We start from the raw sequence: 15,749 nt of genomic DNA, 5'->3' as shown, positions 1-15,749 counted from the left end.
ACGGGTCAACACCGTCACCGCCCGCACGGGCCGGGTGGACGTCGACGCGTAGCTGATCCGGCCCGACGGATGCGTCGCCTGGGCCTTGCCCACCGCGCAGGATCTGGACACCACCGCGCTGGTGCGTGCGCTCGGCACCTGGTTCGGCCACCCGGCCTGATCGGCGCATTAACGGTCGTCTCAGATTCGCCCGGTACGAAGTCGGCATCGGATGAGCGAACTAACCCGTATGGAGGAAGCTAGTGATGGCAGTCAAGGCAGCGCCGCCCGGGGAAGCGCCGGCCGGTCGCTTGGCAGGCCGCTGGGTGCCATGGTTGGTGATCGGGTTGTGGGTGGCGCTGGCGGCGGTGATGGTGCCGCTGAGCGGGAAGTTGAGCTCGGTAACCACCGACAGAGCCGTGGACACCCTGCCGGCCAGCGCCGAGTCCACCAAGGTGGCGGTGCTGGAGGACAGCCTCCCCGGCGGTGAGGACAACACGTTCGTCTTCGTGTATCACCGCGCCGGCGGCATGACCGACGCCGACCGCGCGTCGGTCGAGCGCCACCACAACACCCTTGCCAGGCGGTACCCGCCGAAGGCGACGGCGGCGGGCGGCGAGGACGAGGAGGACCCACCGACGAGACCCTCCACCGACGGCAAGGCGATGATGTTCACCCTCGACGTGAGCACGACCTACGGCGCACCGGAGACCATCGTCGGCCCATTGCGTGAGGCTGCGAAGGACCGCCCCGCGGGCCTGGAACTCGACGTGACCGGACCCGCCGCGGTCGACGGCGACATGGACGCCGTCTTCGACGGCATCGACCTGCAGGTCTTCCTCACCACCGTCGTCGTCGTCACGCTCCTGCTGATCCTCACCTACCGCAGCCCGGTGTTGTGGTTCATCCCGCTCATGGCTGTGGGCGCGGCCGCGCTGACCGCGATGGCGACCGTCTACCTGCTCGTCAAGGGCTTCGGCATCGTGATCAACGACCAGAACTCGGCGCTGCTGACGATCCTGGTATTCGGCGTCGGAACGGACTACGCGCTGTTGCTCATCGCCCGGTACCGGGAGACACTGCATCACCACGAGAACGTCCGGGTCGCGATGGTCCACGCGCTACGCGGCGCGGCGCCGGCCATCGTCGCGTCCGCGGCCACAGTGATCGCTGGCCTGCTCTGCCTGCTCGTCGCCGACCTGAACAGCACCAGCGGGTTGGGCCCGATCGGCGCCGCCGGCATCCTGTGCGCGCTGGTGGCCATGCTGACCCTGTTCCCGGCGGTGCTCGTGGTGCTCGGCAGGCGGATCTTCTGGCCGGCCATCCCGCGGTTCAACACGCCCGGCCAGGAGAAGCCCGGGCTGTGGGGACGGCTCGGCACCGCCATCAGCCGCCGCCGGTGGGTGGCGACGCTCGGCTCGCTCGGAGTCCTCGGCGTGCTCGCCATCGGGCTGGCGGGCAACACCGGCGCCCTGCGGGAGCAGGACCAGTTCCTGTCCGCGCCGGAGTCGGTCACCGGCTTCACCGTCCTCCGCCAGCACTTCCCGGAGCTCGGCGGCCAGCCGATGACGATCTTCACGCGGCCGGCGTACCAGGAGCGGGTGCTCGACATCGTCCAGGGCACTCGCGGTGTGGCCCTGGCCGTCCCGGGGCAGACCAGCGGAGGCTGGGCCGACATCTCCGTGTTCCCGACCGACGCGCCGGACACCGCCGCGGAGTACGACACGATCAAGCGGGTGCGTACCGCCGTGCACGCGGTGAACGGGGCGGAGGCGATCGTCGGCGGGCCGAGCGCGGAGAACCTCGACACCGAGGTCACCACCACCCGCGACGAGAAGCTGGTGATCCCGCTGGTGCTCACCGTCGTCCTGATCGTCCTCGGGCTACTGCTCCGAGCGATCGTGGCCCCGCTGGTCCTGATGGCGACCGTGATCGTCTCATTCGCCGCAGCCTTCGGCGGCAGCGTGTTCGTCTTCGACACGATCCTCGGGTTCAAGGGCGTCGACTATTCGGTGCCGCTGCTGGCATTCCTGTTCCTGGTGGCGCTCGGCATCGACTACAACATTTTCCTGACCAGCCGGGCCCGGGAGGAGACCGTGCGCCTCGGCACCGGAGAGGGCATGCTCAAGGCCCTCTCCGCCACCGGTGGCGTCATCACCTCGGCAGGCCTGGTCCTGGCGGCCACGTTCGCGGTCCTCGCCTCACTTCCGCTGGTGATGCTGATCGAGGTCGGGTTCCTGGTCGCCTTCGGCGTGCTGCTCGACGCCTTGCTGGTGCGGTCGGTCCTGGTGCCCGCCCTCACCCTGCTGATCGGCCGGTGGATGTGGTGGCCGAGCCGGTTGTCCCGACCGGTGGAGCTGCCGGACGATCAACGGCCGCTCGTGGAGGGGCCCGCGCCGCAACGGTGAGCGCGGCGGCACAGTCGAGATCCGGGACGGGCTCCTGCCCGTCCCGGATCTTTGTCATGGCCCGGCGGCCGTCACCGTGTCCGCCGCCCTTGTCCTGCGCCGCCCGCTGCGGCGGGTCCTGGCACCGCGCGCCGTGGCGGTCCCGGCGCCGTGCCGCAGCGGGTCAGCGCGCCACCGTGTCCATCCCCGCGGTGAGCTGCGCGATCCGAGCGGGCGGGGCGGCGGCCGGAAGGATGATCCGCAGCAGCGCGCCACCGCGTGCGGACCGGGCGACGGTGACCCGGCCGGCGTGGGCGTCGACGACCCGCTGCACGATCGACAGGCCCAGACCTGATCCCGGCAGCGCCCGGGCGCTGTCGGCACGGTAGAACCGGTCGAACACCCGCGGTACGTCGGCGGCGTCGATGCCCGGCCCGGCGTCGTCGACCTCGAGGACCGCCGACGCGCCCTCGGCACGGAGCCGGACCTGGACCGGCTGGTCAGCGGGGGACCACTTGCCGGCGTTGTCGATGAGGTTGAGCACCGCCCGCTGGAGCGCAGCGGGACGCCCGCTCACCCACACGGAGGTCACGTCGAGCGCGACCTCGATGTCGGGCACGCGGGAACGAGCCCGGGTCGCGGCGGCCACCACCACGTCGGCGACATTGAGCAGCTCGGTGCTCTCGTCGCTGACGTCGCCGCGCGCCAGGTCGGTCAGCTCGGCGGCAAGGGTGCTCAACTCGGCCACCTGGGCGCCGAGATCGTTGAGCAGCCGGGTCCGGCTCTCCGCCGGCAGTGCGCTGTCCAGGGTGCCGCGCCGATCGAGCCGGATCAGCAGCTCAACGTTGAGGCGCAGGCTGGTGAGCGGAGTCTTGAGTTCGTGGGCGGCGTCATCGGCGAGCAGCCGCTGGGCCCGCCGGGAGTCCCGGAGCGCGGCGAGCATGTCGTTGATTGACTGGATCAGCCGCCGGATCTCCCCGCCGCCCTCGTCCGGGATGTCGGCGTCGAGGTCCCGGGTCTGCGCGACACGAACCGCGGCGGCAGTCAGCCGGTCGATCGGTGCCAGCCCGGTCCGCGCCACGGTCCGCCCAACAAGGGCGCCTCCGGCCACGCACAGCAGTCCGATCAGCAGCATGCCCAACCCGAATCGGTTGATCGGGCTGTCGTCGTTGTTGCGGGCCACCTGGACCGCGCCGTCGCCCGCCCGCAGCGTGTAGATGAGATAACCGTCGTCGTCGCTGTCCTTCGACTCCATCAGGTCGGCCGACGCGCCCTGCGCCACGCGCCCGGCGTGCCCGCTGACGGGGGGCAGCGCGGGTTGGCCGGCCGGCGTCCGGGTCGAACCGTCGGGCAGGATGACCCGCACCAGCCGACCGGATCCGGGATACGGCGGTAGCTGGACCTGCGCCAGGCCGGTGTGCTCCACGGTCGTCGCCAGAATGCGGGAGTCCGCGCGTAGCTGATCCTCGGCGCTGTCCTGCAGCTCCGAGTCCAGCAGCTCGCTGGCCACCTGAAAGGCCACGAACACGCTGACCGCGATGGCCGTCGCCGCGATCACCGTCAGCCTGGTCCGCAGGGACCGCCGGCGCCACCATCGGATCAGCCGACGCGATTCCCGGCCGGCGCGCCTGCTCACGGAGGAGTCTCCCGCAGCGTGTACCCCAAGCCGCGCAGCGTGTAAATCAATCGCGGCTCACCCTCGGCCTCCATCTTGCGGCGCAGATAGCTCACGTACACCTGAAGGTTGTTGGCGGTGGTGCTCATGTCGAAGCCCCAGATCGCCTCGAACAGCGCGTCGCGGGTCAACACCCGGGTCGCGTTGCGCACGAGAACCTGTAGCAGGGAGAACTCGGTCCGGGTCAGATACAGCGGCCGCCCACCCCGCCACGCCTCGAACCTGTCGGGATCGAGCCGGACGTCGGCGAACGACAGGATCTGCGAATCGTCGTCGCCCGGCGCGCGGCGGCGCAGCAGAGCCCGGACCCGGGCCAGCAACTCCTCGGTGGCGAAAGGCTTGGGCAGGTAGTCGTCGGCGCCCGCGTCCAGCCCCGCGACCCGGTCGGAGACCTGATCCCGGGCGGTCAGCATCAGCACTGGCAGATCCCGACCCGCCGCCCGCAACCGCCGGCAGGTCTCCAACCCGCCGAGGCGGGGCATCATCACGTCGAGGATCAGCAGATCCGGCGCCGCGCCACCGATCCCGTCGAGCACGGCGAGACCGTTGGCGGCGGTGCTAGTGCCATAACCCTCGACCTGAAGCACCCGCTCCAGCGACTCACGGATGGCCGCCTCGTCATCGGCGATCATGATCTGCACGCCGGCCCGCCCTCCAGTTGATGCTTTTGCGCTCATCCTCCCCGATCAACCTGAGGGCAGGATTAATACTGCAACGGCAGTAGGCGAATCGAGTTCGGCTCGTGTTCGTTGGTCTGCCTGTGGCGGACGTTGATGTTGATCGGTGGCATGGGGAGTTCGACCGGCTGCATGCCCGGATCCGGCCTCGGTTTCGCAGCAGATTTGCTTTGTGTCGGAGCCAGACGATCGATGCAAACCGTCGCGTTCCAGTCAGGGGCGTGGCCGCACCAGCCCTGCGTCGAACGCCGCGATCACCAGCTGTGCCCGATCGCGAACGGTCAGCTTCGCCATCAGGTGCGTGATGTGCGTTTTCACCGTCTTCACCGATATAGCCAGGGCAGTTGCGATCTCGTCGTTCGACAAGCCGCCGCCGATCAGTGTCAGCACCTCCACCTCGCGGCCAGTCAGCCGCCTCAGTTTCGGCGACGGCCTATCCGGCCGTGGTGCTGCGACGTAATGCGCTACGAGCCGGGTGAGGATCGACGGCGCGAACAGCGATTCACCGCGGTGAGTGCGGCGGATCGCCTCGATCAGTTCCTCGGGATGGGCGTCCTTGAGCAGGAAACCGGACGCGCCCGCGTGCAGTGCCTCGTAGACGTACTCGTCGAGCTCGAACATGCTCAGGACTAGGACGCGGGCGGTGGACAGTGCCGGGTCCGTGCAGATGCGGCGGGTGGCCTTGAGGCCGTCGAGGTGCGGCATCCGTACGTCCATCAGGATGACGTCGGGGCGGGTGCTGCGGGCGCACGGCACGGCATGTGCACCGTCGCCGGCCTCGCCGACGACAGTCAGGCCCGGCTCGTTGTTGATGATCATGGCAAGGCTGTGTCGGAGCAGCGGCTGGTCGTCCACCAGCAGTACGCGGATGTCGCTCACACCGCCTCGTCCGGGATCCTCGCGGTGACGCGGAAGCCCGCGTCAACCCGCTCCGTCGACAGCGTTCCGCCGAGACTGCCCACCCGCTCCCGTAACCCGGCCAGCCCGTGTCCGGCGCCCGGCGATGCCCGCCATTCGTCGACTGGGCCGGTGTCCGCCGCCGTGACCACTACGGATGTTCCGTCCCGATACACCCGCACCCCTACGTCAGTCGGTCCCGCGTACCGCGCCGCGTTGCTGAGCGCCTCCCGCACGGTCTTGCAGACGGCGACTTGCACACCCTGCGATACCGGGCCGAGGGGCTCGATCGTCAGCCGTGGCCGAAGCCCGGCGAGCGACGCCGTGTGCACGATGCCGGGCAGGTCGTCGAGGTTGTCCACGGGCGCACGGCGGCTGGCGGCCGACGGCTCGCGCAGGACCGTGAGCATGCGGCGTAGCTCAGCGGTGGCGTGCCGGCTCGCCTCCTCGATGTCGGTGAGCGCCGCCTCGACCTCCGCAGGCTTGGGTAGGTGTCGGGTGGCCGCCGCGCGGACCGTGATCAAACCCAAGCCATGCGAGACGATGTCGTGCAGGTCGCGGGCAATCCGCAACCGCTCGGCGAGCACCGCCTCGGAGGCCGCCCAGGCGGTCAGCCGTGATTCGTAGGCGGTTCGGTCGGCGCGTGACCGCCGCACAGCCCATAGCGCAGCCGCGACAGCGCCACCGACTATCAGCGGTGGCAGTACGAGCGCGAACGGGCCCTGCGCGCCGACCGTGCACATGGACATCACCAGAACGCTCATCACCGCGGCAGCCGCCGGCACGGCCGTGGACCGCCGGGAGGGGCGCGGATGGGCGTTCACCACCCCGACTGTAGTTCTCAGACCAGGGTCTGACGGTCTGCGGGCCGACCCGGCCGTCGGGATCCGAGAACGGTCCGATGCGCGAGGGCCGGAACCTGCGTTGACTGGGCTTATGATCACGATCGATCGCATCAGCAAGACCAAGAGCAGGACCCAGATCCTGCACGAGGTCACCTTTGACGCCCGACCCGGCCGGGTCACCGGCTTTCTCGGGCCGAACGGCGCCGGGAAGACGTCGACGTTACGTATCCTGCTCGGCCTGGACCGCCCCCAGAGCGGGACCGCGCTGATCTGTGGGCGCCGCTACCAGAAACTGGACCGTCCGCTCCTGACTGTCGGCGCGCTGCTCGACGGCAGCGGTGCGCACCGGGCCCGCACGGCCCGCGCGCACCTGCGCTGGGTAGCCGCCAGTAACGGTCTGCCCGACTCCCGTGCCGACGAGGTCCTTGAGGTCGTGGGCCTGACCGGCGACGCGCGGAAACGCGCCGGCCGCTTCTCCCTCGGCATGAGCCGCCGGCTCGGGCTCGCCACCGCGCTGCTCGGCGATCCCGCGGTGCTGGTTCTCGACGAACCGGTCAACGGCCTCGACCCGGCCGGGATCCGCTGGATGCGTGAATTCCTCCGCGACAGCGCCGCGCAGGGCCGCACGGTCCTACTCTCCAGCCACCTGATGGGCGAGTTGGCCGAGACCGCCGACGACGTCATCGTGATAGACAAGGGCCGGATCGTGATCCAGGGCGGACTCGCCGACGTCATCGGCGATCATCGCACGCTCGAGGACGCCTTCTTCGAGCTGACCGCTACCGAGGCCGGGGGCCCGTGGTGAGCCCGGTCCGCGCCGAACTCCGTAAGCTGCTCGGCCTGCCCACCGCCTGGGTCGGCTTGGTTCTCGGTACGTTGACAGCACCCGTGGTCCTCCTGCTGAACGCGCCCTACACCCGCCGCGCGATCGCCGCCGGCACCCTCACTGACACGTCCGACCTGGGCCTACGCGACCTGGGTATCGGCCTGATCGGTCCGATAGTCCTCGGCGTGATCGTGGTGAGCAGCGAATACACGTCCACCGGCCAGGACGCCCCCGGCGCCCGCCAGCTCACCGCGACGCTCGCCGCAGTCCCCGACCGGCTGCGTCTGCTTGTGGCGAAAGCCACCGCGCTCGTGCTGGTCGTCGCGGCCCAGGCAGCGGTCACCACAGCCGCCACACTCACCCTCACCCAGGTGCTGTACGGCGAACACGCGCCGGCACCCGCCCCGGCCCGAGTCGTGGCCGCGATCCTCTATTGGACGTTGACCGCACTACTGGCGTATGCGATCGCGCTGATTTCCCGCAACGGCATCGTGCCGTTGACGCTGCTGATCATCAACAGCTCCGTCGTGTCAGTGTCGTACCTGCTGACGAAGGTCACCGACCTTGCCTCCTATCTGCCGGACATCGTCGGAGCGCAGATGTTCATCGGCAGCGCGGACTTCCCGGTCGAGATCGCCCCGGTGACCGCCGGCCTGGTGATGACGGCCTGGGTCATCGCGTTACTCGTGGTCGGCGCGGTCCTGTTTGAGCGGCGGGACGTATGAACACCGCCCGCGCTGAACTGCGCAAACTGCTGACCCTGCCGTCGCTGCGCCTGACCGCACTACTGACCTGGACCGCCAACCTGCTGCTGACGTACGTGTACGCATCTGCCGAGTTCCACGGTGAGTCGCTCGGCGAGGTCGCCGCCTTGGCCCCACTCGGCTACACCCAGGCCGGCTTCCTGGTGCTCGGCGTGCTCGCGGCCGCGTCCGAGTACCAGGAGGGCGGCCAAATCAGCACCACGCTGCTCGCGATGCCCCGGCGCCTGCCACTACAGGCGGTGAAGGCCGTCGCGCTGACTGTGGTGGCGCTTCCGGTGGCCGCCGTGACAGCGGCCACCAGCACCCTTGCGGGCGGTGCGGGCACCTGGATGCCGGCCGCGACGGCCTACCTGACGCTCACCACGCTGCTGGGGGCCGCAGTCGCCGGCGTCGTTCGCCGTGCAGTGCCCGCCGTGGTTCTGCTGCTCGGTCTGTATTTCATCGCAGGCCCGCTGCTGCGGGCCCGGAGCTGCACCAACGCCGCCTACCTGCCGGACACGGCCGCCCTCGACCCGACCCGCGGTGCCGCCGCCACGGTCACATGGACACTCTCCGTACTAACGCTTGCCGCTGTCACTTTCCGCCGTCGCGACGCTTAATCGGCCACACCGACCGCCGCGGACCCGCACCACCACCTACATCAAAGCCGACCTGCACGCCGTCGCTACCGCCCTGGCAGCCCTCAGCGGTCAGCGGTCAGCCACACCCACTGACCGTCGAACAGCGAGGGCCTTCACGGCCACCGATGTAGCCCGTCGAGTCACCGATCCAGCCGATGCGATCGGCTCCAGCGTCAGGCGTTCCTGTGTTACAGCCGCGGCTGCTGCTGGAGCCGATGACCTACGCGTCATGCCACGCCGGCGTAGCCGTACCGCAATGCCACGGTACCTGCGCCGGGGCGCGGGCTCTGTGGCACCGGAGGCCCTCGGAGTCGGGTCAGGGCTTCGCGCTGCGGCGGGGTAGCCGCCCGTCCTCGCTCTGGCCGACGGGATTGTGCCGGTGTCGTGCGGACTCGGATCGGTGGATCTCACGGCAGTGTTTCCCGAGCGACTCCGACCACAACCTCGAAGTCACGGGCTGCAGACCCCGACCTTCACTGCCAATTCAACAAGGTCGCAATTTCACCATCGATGTTGGCTACCGGTCGATCCGGCGCGACTGCGCACCAGGGCCCGCCGTTCGGCGGACCCTGGCGCACAACAGAGAAGATCAGCGCAGGGTGTCGATGTCGATGACGAACCGGTACCGCACGTCCGAGGCGAGGACCCGCTCGTATGCGTCGTTTACTGCCTCGGCGCCGATGACCTCGACCTCGGGAGCGATGCCGCGCTCGGCGCAGAAGTCCAGCATCTCCTGCGTCTCGGCGATGCTGCCGATGCTGGAGCCGGCGAACGAACGTCGGTTGCCGAACAACGCGAAGACGGGCACCGGCAGCGGCTCCGCCGGGGCACCCACGCTGACAAGCGTGCCGTCCCGACGCAGCAGACCGAGGTAGCTGGCCATGTCGATCGGTGCGCTGACCGTGTTGATGATCAGGTCGAAGCTGTTCTTGAGCGCCTCGAACGTCGCCGGGTCCTTGGTGGCGTAGTAGTGCTCGGCTCCGAAGCGCAGGCCGTCGTCCTTCTTGGCCAGCGTCTGTGACAGCACGGTCACCTCGGCACCCATCGCCGCAGCGATCTTGACAGCCATGTGGCCCAGGCCACCCAGGCCCACCACGGCGACCTTCTTGCCGGGACCGGCGTTCCAGTGCGCCAACGGCGAGTACGTGGTGATGCCCGCACACAGCATCGGCGCGGCCGCCTCGTACGGGATGCTTTCCGGCACCCGCAGCACGAAGTCCTCGTCCACGACGACGTGGGTCGAGTACCCGCCCTGGGTCACGGTGCCGTCCCGGTCGACGCTGGCGTACGTCTGGGTGTTGCCCTTGAGGCAGTACTGCTCGCTTCCGCTGCGGCAGTTCTCGCACTCGCGACACGAGTTGACCATGCAGCCGACACCGGCACGGTCGCCGACCGCGTGGCGGGTGACCTCGGCGCCGACCTCGGTGATCCGGCCGACGATTTCGTGGCCGACGGTGAGCGGGTAGGGAACGCTGCCCCAGTCGCCGCGCACGGTGTGGATGTCAGAGTGGCAGATGCCGGCGTAGCGGATTTCGATGAGAACATCGCGCGGGCCCAGGTCCCGCCGTTCGATCGTGGTACGCACGAGCGGTTCGGTGGCAGAAGGCGCGGCGATGGCGTTGACGGTGAAGATGATGTCCTCCGGTGACGTGATGCTGACCTACCTGCACCTCACCACAGCCGTGGCGGCGCTGCGAGTCTCTGCCAATGGGTGTACTGCCAGTACCTCTTACAAGCGCGGGGCGCTGCTCCGGCCGATCAGGCCGGCAAGGAACAGTCCGGTACGGCCCTGAAGTTCAGGGCGTGCTGTGTTGCAGGACGCCGTTACCGGTTGTCGCGGCACCCGCTGTTGTCTTTTCCGGGCGGGCCAGCACGAGCAGACCGATCATCGAGAGCGCCGCGCCAGCGACCATGAGCAGTGCCATCGGCACAGCGGTGTGCTCGCCGCCGAGCCCGGCGATCGGGGCGATGATCCCGGCGGCGACCACTGGACGAACCCGAGAATTGCCGAACCGGTACCGGGATGCTCGGGCACCTCCGCGGAGGCGAGCGCACCGCCGTTGGGGCCGATGAGGCCTTGGGCCGCCGGCACGTACCAGCTTCCCCAACCCGGCGTTGCAGGTCGCGGGCGGTGAGATGGGCCCGAGTGGGAACGGCCGCATGCCCGCACCGTCCGAGGACTGCCTGTACCTCAACATCTGGACCCCCGCCGCCGACCGCAAGCGGCGGCCGGTGATGTTCTACAACCACGGCGGCGGCTACATGATCGGCTCGGGCTCGGCCACGGGCCAGGACGGCACCCGTCTCGCGCAGCTCCACGACGTGGTGGTTGTCGAGTCGAACCACCGGCTGGGCCTGCTGGGCTACCTGTTCCTGGGCGATCTCGCCGACGGCGACTACGCCGCGAACCAGGGGATGCTGGACATCCTCGCGGCGCTGCGCTGGACCAGCGACAACATCGACAACTTCGGCGGCGACCCGGACAACATCATGGTCTGGGGCGAGAGCGGCGGCGGCGCCAAGACCGCCGCCGTCTACACCATGCCGAAGGCAGCCCGGCTGTTCCACAAGGCCTCGATCGAAAGCGCCGCCCCGCTGCGCTTTCCCATCCGTGACGGCGCCACCGCACGTGCCGAGCGCACGCTGCACCTGCTGGGGCTGGCCAGGAACGACATCCCGAAGCTCTCCGACATCCCGGCCGCGCGTCTACTTGAGATCCAGGTGTCCGAGGCCGCGAACGGCGTCGCACCCTGGGGCGACCCCGACCCCCTACCCGGGTTCGGCGCCTTTGTCGACGGAGGTGTCACCCCGCGGCACCCCTTCGACGACGGTGCCCCGCCCTGGTCGGGCGGTAAGCCGCTGATGGTCGGCACCTGCCGCGACGAGACGGTGTTCTTCAGCCTCTTCGGGCCGCCCGATGTTTTCCGCATGGACGAGGCCGGCCTGCGTAGCCGACTCAGCGGCACCTACCAGGGCGCCGAACTCGACCGGATCATCGCGACTTTCCGCCGGTCGCGACCGGAAGCGACACCGGCCCAGCTCTACTTCGCGATCACCACATCACCCATCTGGCGCGACGCGATCACGATCGCGGAGGCTAAGGCGGCGCAGCACGCCGCACCGGTCTTCATGTACCAGCTCGCGTACCAGGACCCGACCGTGGTGCCAGGCACCGGCTTCCCACTCGGCTCGCCGCACGCCTCGGACATCCCGATGAAGTTCGCCAACGTCGGCGCGGACCAGTTGCCGGGCAAACGGGCGACCGCCCGGCACATGAGCGCTTTGTGGGCCGGCTTCGCCCACCACGGCCATCCCAGCGCGAGGGGCGTGCCGAGATGGCCCGCCTACACGCCGAAGGACCGGGCCACCATGTGGATCGACGCTGACTGCAGGATCGCCTACGACCCGGACAGAGAGGAACGGCTCTTCTGGCAGCGCCGGGCCTGAACAGCGAGGTGTTGACCGATCGGTGCTCCCTCGCGGGACATCACGCGAGGGAGCACTGAACGCGCGTTCTCTAGTGATCCGCGGTTCCGCTCGGTGGTGCGTGGGCGGTCCGTCACAGCGGTGGCGGCGTCGCCGGCGGTGGATCGTCGTCCGTGCGGTCGGTGTCCGGCAGCCAGAGCACGAACATGCTGCCAGCGCCGGGTCGGGAGAAGACCGCGGCGTGTCCGCCGTGTGACTCGACGATCTCCTGACCATCACCCGTGCCCGCGAGACAGTAAGGGGCACCACCGGCGACAGCGACCAGGACAAGCTGATCCCGCTGACCGTCAACGAGATCAGGCACCTATCCGCCATCCTGAACCTGGCCGCACAACACACCACCAGCCACGTTCTGGCCTGGTCAAAATTCCGGCGACTCAGCAATCACCGCAGCCGAGCCGCCCACTACCGCAACCGACTCGAACGCCCCGGAAGCTACGACCCGCCGTAGCAGTACTAACCTTTGATCCGTAGGCGGCCGTACGCGGCTATGGGACAATGCCGCCAACGGATGAAACTGGTGAGCGGATGTCGTCGACAGCTGAATCGCAAGATCTCCTTGAGCCGCAGGCTTCTCTTGTGCCACAGGGTTTCCTTGGCGTGACGAGGAACCTGGGCCTCAAAGACGTCGGTGACGATTTTACCGCCATCGTGTCCGAGGTTCCCGCGACGTCGGCGGCGGTGTTCACGCGCTCCCGGTTCGCCGGGCCCAGCGTCGAGCTCAGTCGGCAGTCCGCGGCGGCCGGGAGCCTCCGGGGCATGGTCGTGCTCTCCCGCAATGCCAACGTCGCGACCGGGAAGGTCGGCGCCGAGAACGCCGCCGAGATCCAGCGCAGGGTCGCCGAGGTCGCCGGGATCCCCGCCGGCGAGCTCTTGATCGCCTCGACCGGAGTGATCGGGCGGCCCTATCCGATGGCGCAGATCCGGCGGGGGCTCGACGAGCTGTCGTGGCCGTTCCCCGCCGCCGACTTCGACGCCAGTGCGCGCGCGATCATGACGACGGACACCCGCCACAAGGTGGTCCGGCTGCGCTGTGGTGACGCCGTGATCGTCGGCATCGCCAAGGGCGTCGGCATGATCGAGCCGAACATGGCGACGCTGCTGACGTTCTTCTTCACCGATGCGCGGGTCGGCAGGGAAGACCTCGACGCGATCTTCCGCCGGGTTGTCGACAGCACATTCAACGCGCTCAGCATCGACACCGACACCTCGACCAGTGACACCGCCGCGGTGTTCGCGAACGGCGTTGCCGGCCCGGCCGACCTCGGAGAGTTCGAGCAGACGCTGCACCGGGCGGCCCTGCACCTGGTCAGGGAAATTGCCTCCGACGGCGAGGGCGCGAGCAAGCTCATCGAGGTGCGGGTGAGTGGTGCGCGCGACGACGCGCAGGCGAAGCTGGTCGGCAAGAGCGTCGTGAACTCGCCGCTGGTCAAGACCGCCGTGCACGGCGCTGATCCGAACTGGGGCCGGGTCGCGATGGCGATCGGCAAGCTGGAGGACGAGACCGACATCGACCCCGACCGGGTAGCGATCCGCTTCGGCGATCTGCTGATGTTCCCCGAAAGCTCCGCCGAGGACCTCTTGGACCGGGCCGCGGAATACATGCGCGGCAAGGAAGTCACGATCGACATCGACCTCGGGATCGCCGCTGGCTCGTTCACCGTCTACGGCTGCGACCTCACCGATGGCTACATCCGCATCAACGCCGACTACACGACCTGATCAGGCCACGGATCCTGGGCGCACCGTGCGCGACCGGGATCAGCCGTGGAGGGAAAGACCCTGAAGGCGACCGCGAAGCGGCTCCCGAGACGGTGTCCGGCCTGGCGAGCGAGGCTGACCCAGCGGTTGCCCGCGTCGCGGCCGCCGTCGAGAATGGCGTGCCCGGTGGCGATGTGGTCGGCCTGGTTGAGTTCCCCACCGTCCCAGGTGTCGTGGAAGTTGCCAGCGGCAACGCACCCTCGACACGGCCTGGGCGGCGCATCCCGAGCGGTTCACCCGGCGACCCTGACCACGCCGCCTGCCAGACCGGGCGTGGATCAACAAGCCCGACCCCACCGACCAGCCCACCGCCAGCGCTAACGCCAGCTAGAACAAAATCAAGAAATTGTCTCGCTGGGCTTCACAGGTTTCGGTCCGTCATCGGTCAGCGCTGGCGCACGTTCGACGTCCGCCCCTTGCGCAGGGCGGGCTTGTCCACCTTCCCGACGGCGGTATGGGGGATGGTGGCGGCGAGCACGATCTCCGCACGCACACCCAGGTCCTCGAGCACGGCACGGATCGCCGCGCGCACGCGCTCGTCCTCGGCCCCGGCTGCGGGGGTCGCCACCACGAGCGCCCCACCCTCGGTCTCTCCGGGCAGCGGTGCCAGTACGGCGGCTTCGGTGATCGGGCATGCGGCTGTCAGTGCGGCCTCGACGCCAGGGCAGAACACCGGACCGGCCGAGCCGCCGAGCAGGTCGGCGACACGGCCGAGGATCCGGTACTCGCCGTCGAACTCGGCAACATCCCCCGTGTGGTACCAGCCGTCGCGGAACGTGGCGGAGGTCGCCGCCGCGTCATCGAAGTAGCCGACGCTCGTGTGCGTCGAGCGGGCCAGCACCTCACCGATCGACGGCCACGCCGCGTCCAGGGGAGCGAGCCTGATCTCCACCCCGGTGACCGGGGTCATACCGCGAGTGGTCTGCACGGCATCGTCCATGTTCCCCAGCACGATGCCGAACTCGGTCGAGCCGTAGATGCGTCGAATGTGGATACCGAGCACCTCGGCCGCGTCGGCGACGGCCTGGCCGCTCAGGTACGCACCGCCGCAGAGCGGCATCCGCATCGCGGAAAGGTCGACGGACCGGCCGTGTGCCGCCTGCGTCAGCAACTCGTAGTGCCTCGGCAGTGCGCTGGACACGGTGGCGCCGGTCTCCTGCAGCCACAGCAGCAGTTGGTCGGGCGAGGCGGACGGATCGGCCAGCACCAGGAGGGCGCCTGAGAGCAGCGCCGGGAACAGGTGGACGTCGCAGCCGTGTGCGACGTCCAGGGTGTGGCGGTTGAACAGCACGTCGGCGGCGGTCGTCGCGGTGTAAGCGATCCACTGTCGCCGGTCGTGGAGCAGGTCGTCCTGGCGCCAGGTCACGAGCCGGGGTTTCCCGGTGGAGCCGGACGTCTCCAGCAGCCGGAACGCGCCTTCGTGAGCTCCGAACTGCCGCGCGCCGATCAGCTCGGAGCCGGTCGCCAGCTCTGCGGTCGTCACCTGCTCGACGACGACGTCCGGCAGCGGCTCCGCGCTGACGACGAGCGCCGGTTTCGTTCGCTCGACCAGCCAGGCGATGTGCTCCGGCGTCGCCGACCGGCTGATCGGCACGTGGATCGCGCCGCTGCCCGCCAGGGCGAACACCAATGCCACGTAGTCGATTCCGTTGTCCAGCCAGGTCGCCACCACCTGGCCCTCGCCGATGCCGCGGGCCCGCAGCCAGCCGAGGGCACGGTCGACCCGCAGCGACAGCTCCCCGTAGGTCACGCGTTCGCCGTCGGGGACCACCACCGCGAGGGCGTCGGCTCTGCGGGCCACCACGGAACGGAACTCGGTCAGTAGCATCGTT

The 15,749-nt window shown here is 69.4% G+C and carries 15 protein-coding genes; 7 read left to right on the top strand and 8 right to left on the bottom strand.

From position 1 onward, the window contains the following. Positions 1-52: 52 nt before the first annotated feature. A complete protein-coding gene (locus tag MED15_RS34765; protein WP_369074187.1) occupies positions 53-160 on the top strand; it encodes an aromatic-ring hydroxylase C-terminal domain-containing protein in 108 nt (35 codons plus the stop codon). Positions 161-245: 85 nt separating this feature from the next. Further along, on the top strand, positions 246-2,387 hold the full coding sequence (locus MED15_RS05205; RefSeq protein ID WP_112583120.1) for an MMPL family transporter: 2,142 nt from the start codon (positions 246-248) through the stop codon (positions 2,385-2,387). A 163-nt stretch (positions 2,388-2,550) separates the two neighbouring features. On the opposite strand, the gene MED15_RS05200 is transcribed toward MED15_RS05205, so the two are convergent. The 4 genes from MED15_RS05200 to MED15_RS05185 all read right to left on the bottom strand — a co-directional run bounded on the left by MED15_RS05200 (position 2,551) and on the right by MED15_RS05185 (position 6,202). Beyond that, the gene (locus MED15_RS05200; protein WP_112583121.1) at positions 2,551-4,002 is read right to left on the bottom strand and encodes a HAMP domain-containing sensor histidine kinase; all 1,452 of its coding nucleotides are present in this window, start codon (positions 4,000-4,002) and stop codon (positions 2,551-2,553) included. Next, positions 3,999-4,673 (bottom strand): response regulator transcription factor, encoded by a 675-nt coding sequence (locus MED15_RS05195; protein ID WP_181518534.1) that lies wholly within the window; start codon positions 4,671-4,673, stop codon positions 3,999-4,001. The genes MED15_RS05200 and MED15_RS05195 overlap by 4 nt, the downstream gene beginning before the upstream one ends. A 258-nt stretch (positions 4,674-4,931) precedes the next feature. After that, the gene (locus MED15_RS05190; protein WP_208646514.1) at positions 4,932-5,597 is read right to left on the bottom strand and encodes a response regulator; all 666 of its coding nucleotides are present in this window, start codon (positions 5,595-5,597) and stop codon (positions 4,932-4,934) included. After that, on the bottom strand, positions 5,594-6,202 hold the full coding sequence (locus MED15_RS05185) for a sensor histidine kinase (RefSeq protein ID WP_208646513.1): 609 nt from the start codon (positions 6,200-6,202) through the stop codon (positions 5,594-5,596). Before MED15_RS05185 ends, MED15_RS05190 begins: the two co-directional genes overlap by 4 nt. Before the next feature lie 154 nt (positions 6,203-6,356). Between MED15_RS05185 and MED15_RS05180 the strand changes: the two genes are divergently transcribed. Genes MED15_RS05180 through MED15_RS05170 form a run of 3 tightly spaced genes read left to right on the top strand, consistent with a single transcriptional unit; the run spans position 6,357 to position 8,649 of the window. Continuing rightward, complete coding sequence (locus MED15_RS05180) at positions 6,357-7,265, top strand: ABC transporter ATP-binding protein (protein ID WP_244220366.1); 909 nt, start codon at positions 6,357-6,359, stop codon at positions 7,263-7,265. Next, the gene (locus MED15_RS05175) at positions 7,262-8,011 is read left to right on the top strand and encodes an ABC transporter permease (RefSeq protein WP_112583321.1); all 750 of its coding nucleotides are present in this window, start codon (positions 7,262-7,264) and stop codon (positions 8,009-8,011) included. The genes MED15_RS05180 and MED15_RS05175 overlap by 4 nt, the downstream gene beginning before the upstream one ends. After that, positions 8,008-8,649 (top strand): hypothetical protein, encoded by a 642-nt coding sequence (locus MED15_RS05170; RefSeq protein WP_112583124.1) that lies wholly within the window; start codon positions 8,008-8,010, stop codon positions 8,647-8,649. Before MED15_RS05175 ends, MED15_RS05170 begins: the two co-directional genes overlap by 4 nt. Positions 8,650-9,259: 610 nt before the next feature. On the opposite strand, the gene MED15_RS05165 is transcribed toward MED15_RS05170, so the two are convergent. Both MED15_RS05165 and MED15_RS05160 read right to left on the bottom strand, forming a co-directional pair. Next, the gene (locus tag MED15_RS05165; RefSeq protein WP_112734882.1) at positions 9,260-10,303 is read right to left on the bottom strand and encodes an NAD(P)-dependent alcohol dehydrogenase; all 1,044 of its coding nucleotides are present in this window, start codon (positions 10,301-10,303) and stop codon (positions 9,260-9,262) included. Between the two features lie 163 nt (positions 10,304-10,466). Further along, the gene (locus tag MED15_RS05160) at positions 10,467-10,658 is read right to left on the bottom strand and encodes a hypothetical protein (protein WP_208646512.1); all 192 of its coding nucleotides are present in this window, start codon (positions 10,656-10,658) and stop codon (positions 10,467-10,469) included. A 172-nt stretch (positions 10,659-10,830) separates the two neighbouring features. Here MED15_RS05160 and MED15_RS05155 point away from each other — a divergent pair, with 172 nt between their 5' ends. After that, complete coding sequence (locus MED15_RS05155; protein ID WP_244220365.1) at positions 10,831-12,117, top strand: carboxylesterase family protein; 1,287 nt, start codon at positions 10,831-10,833, stop codon at positions 12,115-12,117. A gap of 112 nt (positions 12,118-12,229) precedes the next feature. Here the strand turns inward: MED15_RS05155 and MED15_RS05150 are convergent, their stop codons facing one another. Next, positions 12,230-12,460 carry a hypothetical protein gene (locus MED15_RS05150; RefSeq protein WP_112734881.1) on the bottom strand — a complete coding sequence of 77 codons (231 nt, stop codon included), beginning with the start codon at positions 12,458-12,460 and terminating at the stop codon, positions 12,230-12,232. Between the two features lie 275 nt (positions 12,461-12,735). On the opposite strand from MED15_RS05150, the gene argJ reads away from it, so the two are divergent. After that, a complete protein-coding gene (gene argJ, locus MED15_RS05145) occupies positions 12,736-13,878 on the top strand; it encodes a bifunctional glutamate N-acetyltransferase/amino-acid acetyltransferase ArgJ (RefSeq protein WP_244220364.1) in 1,143 nt (380 codons plus the stop codon). 424 nt (positions 13,879-14,302) lie between these two features. On the opposite strand, the gene MED15_RS05135 is transcribed toward argJ, so the two are convergent. Next, on the bottom strand, positions 14,303-15,745 hold the full coding sequence (locus MED15_RS05135) for a class I adenylate-forming enzyme family protein (RefSeq protein WP_112734879.1): 1,443 nt from the start codon (positions 15,743-15,745) through the stop codon (positions 14,303-14,305). Between the last annotated feature and the right edge of the window lie 4 nt (positions 15,746-15,749).

The organism is Micromonospora noduli, assembly GCF_003264475.1.
GTDB classification, from domain to species: domain Bacteria; phylum Actinomycetota; class Actinomycetes; order Mycobacteriales; family Micromonosporaceae; genus Micromonospora; species Micromonospora noduli.
Note: the sequence above shows the minus strand (reverse complement) of the source record. Positions and strands in the feature narration are given on the sequence as shown.

Coding starts and splice junctions, on each gene's coding strand:
- MED15_RS05195 (WP_181518534.1), bottom strand. CDS start 4,673: ATGATCGCCGATGACGAGGCGGCCATCCGTGAGTCGCTGGAGCGGGTG.
- MED15_RS05205 (WP_112583120.1), top strand. CDS start 246: ATGGCAGTCAAGGCAGCGCCGCCCGGGGAAGCGCCGGCCGGTCGCTTG.
- MED15_RS05155 (WP_244220365.1), top strand. CDS start 10,831: ATGCCCGCACCGTCCGAGGACTGCCTGTACCTCAACATCTGGACCCCC.
- MED15_RS05180 (WP_244220366.1), top strand. CDS start 6,357: ATGGACATCACCAGAACGCTCATCACCGCGGCAGCCGCCGGCACGGCC.
- MED15_RS05135 (WP_112734879.1), bottom strand. CDS start 15,745: ATGCTACTGACCGAGTTCCGTTCCGTGGTGGCCCGCAGAGCCGACGCC.
- MED15_RS05170 (WP_112583124.1), top strand. CDS start 8,008: ATGAACACCGCCCGCGCTGAACTGCGCAAACTGCTGACCCTGCCGTCG.